At 46.8% G+C, this 10,726-nt stretch carries 8 protein-coding genes and 1 pseudogene; 8 read left to right on the forward strand and 1 reads right to left on the reverse strand.

Features of this window, described 5'->3' with window-relative positions; genetic code table 11:
• Positions 1-273: 273 nt before the first annotated feature.
• Positions 274-435, forward strand: a pseudogene (locus JWQ85_RS21030) (helix-turn-helix domain-containing protein); the annotation flags it as partial.
• Positions 436-533: 98 nt separating this feature from the next.
• On the opposite strand, the gene JWQ85_RS21035 reads toward JWQ85_RS21030, so the two are convergent.
• Positions 534-2,360, reverse strand: a complete 1,827-nt coding sequence (locus JWQ85_RS21035) for an FAD-dependent oxidoreductase (RefSeq protein ID WP_299471498.1) — start codon at positions 2,358-2,360, stop codon at positions 534-536.
• 85 nt (positions 2,361-2,445) lie between these two features.
• Between JWQ85_RS21035 and JWQ85_RS21040 the strand changes: the two genes are divergently transcribed.
• From JWQ85_RS21040 to JWQ85_RS21070, 7 genes are all read left to right on the forward strand, one after another.
• Positions 2,446-2,973: a YfiT family bacillithiol transferase gene (locus JWQ85_RS21040; RefSeq protein ID WP_299471500.1), complete on the forward strand. Its 528-nt coding sequence runs from the start codon at positions 2,446-2,448 to the stop codon at positions 2,971-2,973.
• Positions 2,974-3,668: 695 nt separating this feature from the next.
• Complete coding sequence (locus JWQ85_RS21045; protein ID WP_299471502.1) at positions 3,669-6,914, forward strand: ABC transporter permease; 3,246 nt, start codon at positions 3,669-3,671, stop codon at positions 6,912-6,914.
• Positions 6,915-7,187: 273 nt separating this feature from the next.
• Positions 7,188-7,523, forward strand: coding sequence for a tRNA-binding protein (locus JWQ85_RS21050; RefSeq protein WP_299471504.1), 336 nt, complete (start codon positions 7,188-7,190; stop codon positions 7,521-7,523).
• Entirely contained in the window at positions 7,523-7,996 is a 474-nt protein-coding gene (locus tag JWQ85_RS21055; protein ID WP_299471506.1) for a nucleoside deaminase, read from the forward strand. Before JWQ85_RS21050 ends, JWQ85_RS21055 begins: the two co-directional genes overlap by 1 nt.
• A 160-nt stretch (positions 7,997-8,156) precedes the next feature.
• Entirely contained in the window at positions 8,157-8,768 is a 612-nt protein-coding gene (locus JWQ85_RS21060) for a superoxide dismutase (RefSeq protein ID WP_299471508.1), read from the forward strand.
• 192 nt (positions 8,769-8,960) lie between these two features.
• The gene (locus JWQ85_RS21065) at positions 8,961-9,956 is read left to right on the forward strand and encodes a zinc-binding dehydrogenase (RefSeq protein WP_299471510.1); all 996 of its coding nucleotides are present in this window, start codon (positions 8,961-8,963) and stop codon (positions 9,954-9,956) included.
• A gap of 4 nt (positions 9,957-9,960) precedes the next feature.
• A partial coding sequence (locus tag JWQ85_RS21070; protein WP_299471512.1) for an FAD-binding oxidoreductase occupies positions 9,961-10,726 on the forward strand: 766 nt, incomplete at its 3' end.

Consider the following 10,726-nt stretch of genomic DNA (forward strand, 5'->3'; position numbering starts at 1 on the left):
CTTATTAATTGGCATAAGCTATTTTAATTATAAATTAAATATACTGCTGTGGATAGCGTAATTTCAACTCACCAGTAGATTATACGAACTCCTTTTTGACTACAACAACAGTAGATTTGGCTACACCCGCTCTTTTGTTGTTACTGACCTTGTTAGATCAAAACCAAGGAGATGAAAATTATAATAACAGGTTCATTAGGGCACATCAGCAAGCCACTAACCGAAGAGTTGGTGCAAAAAGGACATGCGGTTACGGTTATCAGCAGTAACCCCGAAAAGCTGATTGAAAAGGCAAAGGAAAGGTTATACACCACCGGTTTATCGGTAAGTGAAATTGCATACGAATTAGGTTTTGAACACCCGCAATCGTTCAGTAAATTATTCAAGACAAAAACCAACCTTTCCCCGTTGGAGTTCAGGCAGTCGTTTAATTGATGGGGGAAAGGAGCCATTTATGCACTTTTTACCACAAATTAATCGCCAAAAAACGACTCTCAAACGTCCAAAAACAATCACAAAAAACCAACGAAAAATCAGTTGACCAATTTTCCACTCAAATCCACTTTTCTTGCAAACGGATTTAAAAACCGGTTGGCCAGCACGGCAAACTCGCGGCGGGTAACGGGGCGGTTGGGGTTGAAGTCGGTGGTGAAATGGTAGTAAGTTTTCCAGGCTTTTTGGGTTTCGAGCTGCAGGTTCCTGGGGTCGCGCAGGGTCATCTCACTGATATAGGATAACAGGTTGCCAATGGTGAACAGCTCGCCCGGGTTCTCCTTGTTAAACCATAAAAACGACCGGGAGTAGATCTCGTTCAGGAAAGGTTTTATCTCGGCAGTATGCACGGTGCTATCGGGCACAAACAAAACCTGCGCGCTGTTGCCGGTTGTTTTTTGGATGCCCTGCAGCATACCTGTTGCGCCTACCTGTTGTATGGCGCGATAATCGCGATCGGTGGTTTTAATATCGGCAAAGGGCATCAGCATGCCTTTAAAATCCAGGATCTCGCCCTGTATCACACGGGGCTGTAGGTTTTTGGTGGTAGTTTCAAAAAATATGCAATAAGCGGCGGTTGCGCCAACGCCTTGTCCAAGCGTCATCTGTACACTTGGGTAAGTAATGCTGCCGTTAACCAAATGCGTAACCGACATAGCCTTCTCCGTCACCAGCAAATTATCCTGATCTTTCACCACCACGGCACCAAGCGGGATAGAGTAGGCGGGGAAGGGCGGGTAGCTTATTTGAGGTGCACCCGCCACGCTGTAGTGCTGGCCCGGCATGGCATCGCTCACGGCAATACTGGTGCGGTACAATTTAGAACCGCGGCTGTAGGGAGTATAAATATCATCAAGCATCATCCGCACCACACCTGCCGAACGGCGGTTCTCGCGGATAAAAGGGATATAAGGGAGGTGGTCGGGCGTTTTAAAATCATCGGTAAGGCCAAGGTTTTTATAGCCCAGTTCCGTTTGCAGGTAATAGATGAGCCCGAGCGTACGCAGCCTTGCCTTGCGGAAGGTTGCCTCGCGGTTCTCGGGTTTCAGGTCGTCGCTGGTAACGGAGTATTGGTTGGCGCAGTCGGCCCATTTTATCATGTACTTATCGTTTGGCAACTTTGCCGATGCCAGCAGCTTCTTAATATCTGTGCTTTTAAGGCAGCCATATTGCGCGGCGTTATAACCCTCGGGTTTGGGGATGGTATGGTCGGTGCTGCGGCCATAATCTTTCAGGATGGTAATGTAGCTAATGTCCTGTATCTGGTTGGTAGCGTTTGGGGGCGCAAGGGCTTCTTTGGTATCAGCCCTGCTATCAAAACCCGATGTGAGCAACACACCTGCATCGGCAACCACGTCGCCCAGTTCGGTGGCATCAACCACCAGTTTGGCTTTTATGGTAACAGGTTTGCCATCTATGGTAACGGTTACTTCCCAGCCGGTGCCGTCCTTTTTAATAGCAGTAAAAGGGGTATTCATTTTTACAGTAAGGTTTTTCACCGTATCGGTTATCTTTTTGAGGATGGCCGCGCCGGTATAGGGTTCAAACACCAGCGGGGCGTTGCGGGTGGTATCGTAGCCAAGCCGGGGTTTGTAAAATTCGCGTACATGGTTCCTAAATTCAGCGTAAATGCCCGATGCCAGGTTACGGTTACCTTCCAGTATGCACATACCGCCGCTGGTCATGCTGCCGCCCAGCCAGGGGCCTTGTTCAATCAGCATGGTTTTTACTTTACTGCGGGCGCTTTGTATGGCCGCGGCAACACCGCTGGCGCCACCGCCAATAACCAGTACATCGGTGCGGATGGTTTCGGCAAAGCCCGCCGAACATTTAAGCAACAGGCAAATCAGGAGGAATTTTTTAAGCATCTTAAAGCAAAACAACAGTAAAACGCTAATTTAGCCCAATTCCTTATGGAACAATAAAATTATATCTATATCCACCAAAAACACCATGACAGACGAACAAATGCGCTTCCCGATAGGGAAATTTACGCCGCCGGTATCTTATACAGATGATGATATGCGCCGTTGGATCCACGATATTGCCACCCTGCCGGGCCGCATTCGCGAAGCTATTATTGGTTTAACCTATCAGCAGTTGGATATCCAATACCGTACCGGCGGCTGGACATTGCGACAAGTTGTGCACCACGTTGCCGATAGCCACATGAACTCGCTCACCCGTTTTAAACTGGCGCTTACCGAAGATAACCCTACCATAAAACCATACGATGAGGCTGCCTGGGCCATACAACCAGATTACCGCTTGCCTGTTGAGCCATCGCTAAAAATGCTGGAAGGCATCCATCAGCACATGATAGCCCTGTTCGAAAGTTTCAGCGAAGACCAATGGAACCGCACCTTTGTACACCCGGAATCGGGCAGTGTAACCCCGCTAAAAAAGAACCTGGCCCTGTATGCATGGCATGGTAACCATCACTTGGCCCATTTAACAGAAACTATTAAAAAGTTTAAGTAGGAAGCCTCACCCCGGCCCTCTCCGAAGGAGAGGGAGGAAGACAGATTTAAAGCCTTCTCCTTTGGAGAGGGTTGGGTGAGGCTTTTTTGGGCGTTGCCTTCGGCCCAGGCTTTCCGCTCATACGCGCACAGGCCTTAGGCTCGGGGCCGGTATCCACTGCAATCCCTAACGCGGAAGCGGCGTGGCGGGAGACGCGAAGTATCGCGTCTCTACATTATCATATCCCGTAGAGACGCGATACTTCGCGTCTTTAACAAGATACAAGTAGCGCCCCTGCTACAAAATCCGATCCTTCGTCATTGTTAAAACCGGACAGCTCATGTTCGCTTTCGTTACAATCATGAGGGTTTTTATCTTATATTTATCTGTATGTCAATATGTTATAAGCATGGAACAGCAATTGCGGGTGTTGATCTACTTTGAACAACTATACATTCCATATCAATCTATATGACCTGGTCTCGCTGGGAACGATATTTACCGGGCTCAATTTTGCCGTGTTGTTAGGGTTCACCAAAAAGACCAATAGAACTGCGAACCGGTTTCTTGCCCTGGCGCTGGTTGTGATGATTTTGTGGCTGGTCGGTATTTCAGCTATTGATATCCGGCTGCCGCTGCAATTTTCATTGGCATTGGGCCCCCTCATGTATTTTTATGTATTAAAATTAACGCGGCCCCAATATAAATTTAGCCGGATGGATTTACTGCATTTCATCCCGGCACTGCTGGAACAAGTGCTGCTGCTGAACCCGGTATTGCAGTTGCTGACGCTTATTTCGGTTATTACTTACTTGTATTGTGCTCACAGGCTGATAGAGCGCTTTTACCGGCGCATGAAATTTAATGAGGGCGACCGGCACAGGTACCAACTGCGCTGGCTACATATATTACTAAAGGGTTTTGGCCTGCTGTGGCTATTGTGGCTACCTTTTACCGCTGTAGATTATTTTTATTACCATCATCAATCAGGTATACAGGCTTATTATTCTTTTTATCTCTGCTTAACAGTGATGCTGACCGGGATAGCTGCCACTGCTTATTTAAGGCAGGAGGTGAGCACGCCGTCAAATATACCCGTGTTTTTAAAACCATCGCCACCGGCAGAGCTTAAACAAAAGGGTGCCTGGCTGAAAAACGTTGTGAAAACCAACCGGTATTATCAGGACCCTGAACTAAGTTTAAGCTCGTTAGCCGAAAAATTGGAACTGACAACGCACGAATTGTCCCGGGTGATTAATGTGGTGCTCAAAAAAAGCTTTAACGATTTCATTAATGAATATCGCGTTGCAGAGGTAGCCCGGAAAATGCAGGACCCGGCTAACGACCACATAACACTGCTGGGCATCGCATTAGAATCGGGTTTTAATTCTCAAAGCACGTTTACCCGCATTTTTAAGCAGATAACCGGGAAAAGCCCGGTGGGATATAAAAATGACCTGAAAAAAGATTGCCCACCTTATAATTTGGGCAGCGATGCCCGGCTTACCACGGTAATTTCGTATCATAAATCCACCCCGAAGTGGACAGTTGAGAAATTAAACCGCAACTTTATGTTTAGAAGTTATTTAAAGATCGCCTGGCGCAGTACGCTGCACAACAAAGTTTACAGCACACTAAATATCCTTGGCCTGGCAGCCGGCATGGCCGTGGCACTCCTAATAGGTTTATGGGTGACTAACCAATATTCGTATGATCGTTTTCTGCCAAACTATCAGCAATTATACCAGGTGGAGATGAACCTGACCTCGGAGCATGACGGCACGCATACCCAAACTTCCATAGCGCTGCCGCTGACTGATGTTTTAAGGAAAGAGATCCCCGGTATAAAATATGTTGCTGAAGCTGACAATGTAGGCCGCGTGAACCACGGCCTTTTGGTGGGCGAGAAAAAGCTGTACATGGAGGGAGGTGCCGTAGGGGCACAATTTTTCAAAATATTTCAATACCCCTTTATAAAAGGTAACGCCAATTCCGCGTTAAGGGATCTCTATTCGATAGTTTTAACCGAATCGACAGCAAAAACATTGTTTGGCGATGCCGACCCGATGGGGAAAAGTGTGCGGCTTGATAACTTGCAGAATATGACGGTGACGGGTGTTATCCGCGATATCCCTGCAAATGCTACACTACAATTCCATTACCTGATACCTTTTGCTTACTCAGAAGCTACCCAGGACTGGATCAAAGAAGGACGCACCAAGTGGACTTACAATTCATTCTCTGCCTATGTGGCGCTGGAGCCGGGTGTGACTTACCAGCAGATTGCCCCTAAGATCAGGGATATCGTGAATAAAAGAAGCCCGGAGATGCGAACCGCAAAGCCTGAAGTGATCATGCATCCTTTAAAGGACTGGCATTTATATAACGATTTTAAAAATGGCAAAGCTGTTGGCGGCTTTATAGAATATGTGCGTTTATTCAGTATCATCGGTATGCTGGTATTGGCTATAGCCTGCATCAATTTCATGAACCTTTCCACTGCCAGGTCCGAAAAGCGGGCGAGGGAAGTCGGCGTACGCAAAGCCATCGGCTCGGCGCGTATCGATCTGATTTACCAGTTTTTGCTGGAGTCTGTCCTCATCACTTTTATATCGTTCCTGCTGGGTTTGCTGCTGGTTCAGCTGGCTTTGCCGGCATTTAATTCGCTAACGGGCTCTGCTGTCTATATTCCTTTTGGCCATATCGGTTTCTGGGGTATTATGATCGTGTTTGTGCTTTTCACCGGTTTAATAGCGGGGAGCCGGCCGGCGTTTTACCTGTCTGCGTTTAACCCGGTTAAGGTGCTAAAGGGCAGCATCCAGATGGGCCGGTGGGCATCCATGCCAAGGAAGGTGCTGGTGGTGGTGCAGTTTACCTGTTCCATAGCGTTGATCATCAGCACGGTGATCGTTTACCAGCAGATACAATATGTGAAGAACCGGCCGACAGGTTACAGCGCCGACAGGCTGATGATGACCGACATGAACAGTGGCCTTTCTCAGAAATATGAAACGTTGAAAAACGACCTGCTGGCTTCGGGATTTGTGGAGAGCGTAGCCTCGTCCACGTCACCCGCCACACAAGTGTCCAGCCATTTTATGCTGGAAGACTGGCCGGGCAAAAATGCAGGCGATGAAAATGTGAACATCGGCGCGATATGGGTATCTGACAGCTATTTTAAGACATTGGGGATGGCCTTTGCCGGTGGGCACAATTTTACGGGCGAATGGAAAAGCGATACACTGAATGTGATAGTGAATGAAGCGATGGTTAGGCGTATCGGTTTGAAAGACCCAGTTAATCAACTGATAACTATTAATTTCAATAAAAAACCGGTAAGGATCATTGGCGTGGTGAAGGATGCGCTGATGGAGTCGCCTTACAGCCCGGTGGCGCCCGCCGTTTTCGGGCATAACCCCTTCGGGTTTGTGATGACATACCGGCTGGCGAAAAACGTAAGTATACCTGCCGCTATCGGCAAGATCGGTAAGATATTTGGCAAATATAACCCGGCTTTTCCCTATGAGTACAAGTTTGTGGATGACGAATATGCGCACAAGTTTAACCTGGAGATGTTGGTGGGCAAGCTGGCGGGCGTGTTTGCCGGGTTGGCTATATTTATATCCTGCCTTGGGCTCTTCGGACTGGCCGCTTACGTTGCCGAGCAGCGCACAAAGGAGATTGGCATCCGTAAAGTGCTGGGTGCATCCATAGTTCAGGTTTGGCTGATGCTATCGCGCGATTTCATTGTGCTGGTGGTTATCAGCTGCGTTATTGCATCGCCGGTGGCGCTCTATTATCTGCACAATTGGCTCCAGCAGTATACCTACCGCGTTAGCATAGGCGTAGGGGTGTTCATCGCTTCGGGTATGGCGGCTATAGTTATTACCCTGGTCACCATTAGTTTCCAGGCGATAAAAGCGGCGCTGGCAAATCCTGTCAAAAGCCTGAGAAGTGAATGAACCGGGTAGCCTGTTAAAAAGTATTCAGGTCCATCAACGTGCGATCTGAGATTTAGTTGAAACACGAATGTGGTGCGTTCCGGGGCGAGATCCGGAATGCATTTTTTAGTTTTAATGCGTCAGATCTTCCTCCTTTTTACCAATATGATGTAAGTATAAAAACAAGTATCCTCAGCGGCGGGCTAATGTTTAGCATACACTTAGCAGGAAATATGCCGAAATAAATTGGGCGCGATGGGTTGGTTGTAAAACTAACAATATACCTTTGCCCTTATGGAAACCATAACCTGGAACGATTTTGAAAAGGTGGAACTGCGTGCCGGTACCATAGTGGAAGTGGCAGATTTCCCCGAAGCACGTAAACCGGCGTATAAGCTGATAGTTGATTTTGGCCCGCTGGGAGTGAAGCAAAGCAGCGCACAGATCACCAAACATTATACAAAGGAAGAACTGCACGGCAGGCAAATACTGGGCGTGGTGAATTTCCCGAAGAAACAGATTGCCAATTTTATGTCGGAGTTTTTGGTGACCGGCCTTGCCGACGAGAACGGCGATATTGTACTAACCGCTATTGATAAACCAGTGCCAAACGGCAGCAAACTAATATAATGCGATACATTACTTTTGACGATGAGCAGCCCGCCATATCCCCGGATGAGTTTTTTATGAATGAGGCCCTGAAGGAAGCGCGTCTTGCTTTAAAAGAGGATGAGATCCCCATTGGCGCTATAGTGGTTTGTAAAGGACAGATCATTGGCAGAGGGCATAACCTTACCGAACGGCTCAACGATGTATCGGCACATGCCGAAATGCAGGCCCTTACCGCTGCGGCCAATTATATGGGTGGCAAATACCTGCCTGAATGCACCTTGTATGTTACCCTTGAACCTTGTGTAATGTGCGCGGGGGCAAGCTACTGGTTCCAGATAGGGCGCATAGTTTTTGGGGCTTATGATACCCAGCGGGGCTTCGGCAGGCTAAACCAGAGCGTAACCCACCCCAAAACATTAATAACCGGCGGCATCCACGAGAACGAATGCTCGCAGCTGGTAAAAGGATTTTTTAAGAGTAAGAGGAAGTAAGATCAGAATTTGCAGGATTAATGAATTTACAGAATTCTGCTTATTTAAAAATTCTGCAAATTCTGATTCAGACAATTTGACATTTATATAGAACAATTACTTACCTCAAACCTTATATTTGCTACATCACGAATTCGTTTAACCTTAAATTTTAAATATTATGGCATTTACACTACCGGCGTTATCTTACGCTACCGACGCATTGGAACCGCATATTGATAAAGCTACTATGGAGATTCACCATGGCAAACACCACCAGGCTTATGTTACTAACTTAAACAAAGCTTTGGAAGGTAAGCCAGAAGCAGATAGTAAAATTGAAGACCTTATCAAAAACATCTCTAAGTTTCCGCCTGCCGTACGTAATAACGGTGGTGGCCACTATAACCACTCTCTATTTTGGACTTTGCTTTCACCAAACGGTGGCGGCGAGCCTACTGGCGCATTAGCCGATGCTATAAAAAGCACTTTCGGTTCATTTGCTGATTTCAAAACTAAAGTATCTGAAGCAGGTGCTACCCGTTTTGGATCGGGCTGGGCCTGGTTAATTGTTACTGCCGATAAAAAACTGGCTGTTACTTCAACCCCTAACCAGGATAACCCTTTAATGGATATTGCTGAAGTAAAAGGCACCCCGGTTTTAGGTATCGATGTATGGGAACATGCTTACTACTTAAAATATCAGAACCGTCGCCCTGATTACCTGGCTGCTATTTGGAATGTTATTAACTGGAACCACGTTTCAGAATTATATACTAAAGCTATCGCTTAATTTAAGCAGGCATTATATATTTAAAAGCGGCAGGTTAATAATCTGCCGCTTTTTTTATTTTTACCTTTACCATCATGTCATTGCGAGCGATAGCGTGGCCACCTCGTCGCATGCTATGCGTTCATGCGTTGGCTATGAGATTGCCGCGTCGCTACGCTTCTCGCAATGACATGTAGATATAATAGAGACCCTATGAAAGCCATCGTCCTTGAATCCGCAGAAAACCCTTTGGTTATAAAAGAAGTTGACAAACCTACACCCGGCCCGGGCGAGGTATTGGTGCAAATAAAAGCCGCCGCCCTAAACCGTCGCGATTATTGGATAACAGTTGGCAAATACGCCGGTATAAAATACCCCACCATTTTAGGTGCCGACGGCGCAGGTATTGTTGCCGAAGCCGGCGAAGGCGCGGGCGACTGGCTGGGCAAAGAGGTGATCATTAACCCATCCCATAATTGGGGCGAACACCCCGAGTTTCAATCGAAAGAGTTTAAAATATTGGGCCTGCCCGAAGATGGCACCATGGCCGAATATGTTTTGGTAAAAGCCGAATACCTATATCCAAAACCGGCACATTTAACATTTGAACAGGCATCCGCATTGCCATTAGCAGGGTTAACTTCTTACCGCGCGCTGTTCACCAAAGCCCATATAAAAAAAGGCGATAAGGTATTGGTGGTTGGCGTTGGCGCGGGCACGGGCTCGTTTTTGCTGCAGTTTGCTGTGGCGGCGGGGGCACAGGTATTTGTAACATCGGGCACGGGCGAAAAGATTGAACAGGCTAAGCTACATGGGGCATGCGCCGGTGTAAACTACAAAGCGCAAGACTGGGCGCAGGAGCTTAAACATTTCAGCGGCGGTGGTTTTGATATTGTGGTAGACAGCGCCCTTGGTCCGGATTTTGCTAAGATCCCCGACCTGTGTAATCCCGGGGGACGCATCGTATTCTTCGGTGGCACGGCAGGTAATATCCCCGAACTGAATGCAAGGCCGATATTTTGGAAACAGCTGCAAATATTAGGCACTACCATGGGCACACAGGAAGATTTTAAAGCCATGCTTGCCTTTGTGAACGAACATAAAATAGTACCCATAGTTGATGAAGTATTCCCGCTGGCTGATGCAAAAAAAGCGTTCGACAAAATGTGTGCAGCTAAACAGTTTGGTAAATTAGTGATCAAGATCTGATTAGATGCTGCAATTACGTGTTGATGAAATAAAATGGGAATTACCGGATACGGCCACTTTTTATTTGGTTGAAGTGGATGGGCATAATGTGCCTTATAAAGCGGGGCAATTTCTTACCCTTGTATTTAACCATCATAACCAGGAAATTCGGCGTTCGTATTCTTTAAGTTCATCGCCGGATGATGACCGGTTGGCCATTACCGTTAAGCGGATCACCAATGGCGAGATCTCTCGTTTTTTGCTTACAAAGGTTAATGTTGGCGATGTATTGACCGTTGCCCAACCTGCCGGGGTTTTTACCGTTAATAATTATCAGTCAAAAAAAGACATTCTGTTTTTTGCGGCAGGCAGCGGTATTACGCCGGTATTCTCGCAGATCAAATACATCTTAAACAGGCCGGGGAAAAGTAAGCTGCACCTTATATATAGCAGCCAAAGCCAAGAAGCTATATTATTTAATAACGAGTTAAATGAACTGCTGAAACGCTATCCCGCAAGGTTAAATATTACTCATTTACTAAGCAATGATGCTAACCGCCTTACCAATATTATGGTTGAGCAATTGGTGAACGAGCAACTGGCGTTTGAGAAAGAAAGGACCGAATTTTATCTGTGCGGCCCATTTGTGTATATGCGGATGATCAGGCTTACGCTTTTGTATATGGGGATAGAGCCGCAACAAATCCATAAAGAAAATTTTGTGCTGGAAACGATACCCGTAACCGGCAGCCAAACCAATTATCCACCCAAAAACATCCGCATAAACTTTA

Origin of the sequence: Mucilaginibacter sp., from assembly GCF_028288105.1 — a bacterium.
Classification (GTDB): domain Bacteria; phylum Bacteroidota; class Bacteroidia; order Sphingobacteriales; family Sphingobacteriaceae; genus Mucilaginibacter.

Coding starts and splice junctions, on each gene's coding strand:
- JWQ85_RS21035 (WP_299471498.1), bottom strand. CDS start 2,360: ATGCTTAAAAAATTCCTCCTGATTTGCCTGTTGCTTAAATGTTCGGCG.
- JWQ85_RS21040 (WP_299471500.1), top strand. CDS start 2,446: ATGACAGACGAACAAATGCGCTTCCCGATAGGGAAATTTACGCCGCCG.
- JWQ85_RS21045 (WP_299471502.1), top strand. CDS start 3,669: ATGGATTTACTGCATTTCATCCCGGCACTGCTGGAACAAGTGCTGCTG.
- JWQ85_RS21050 (WP_299471504.1), top strand. CDS start 7,188: ATGGAAACCATAACCTGGAACGATTTTGAAAAGGTGGAACTGCGTGCC.
- JWQ85_RS21055 (WP_299471506.1), top strand. CDS start 7,523: ATGCGATACATTACTTTTGACGATGAGCAGCCCGCCATATCCCCGGAT.
- JWQ85_RS21060 (WP_299471508.1), top strand. CDS start 8,157: ATGGCATTTACACTACCGGCGTTATCTTACGCTACCGACGCATTGGAA.
- JWQ85_RS21065 (WP_299471510.1), top strand. CDS start 8,961: ATGAAAGCCATCGTCCTTGAATCCGCAGAAAACCCTTTGGTTATAAAA.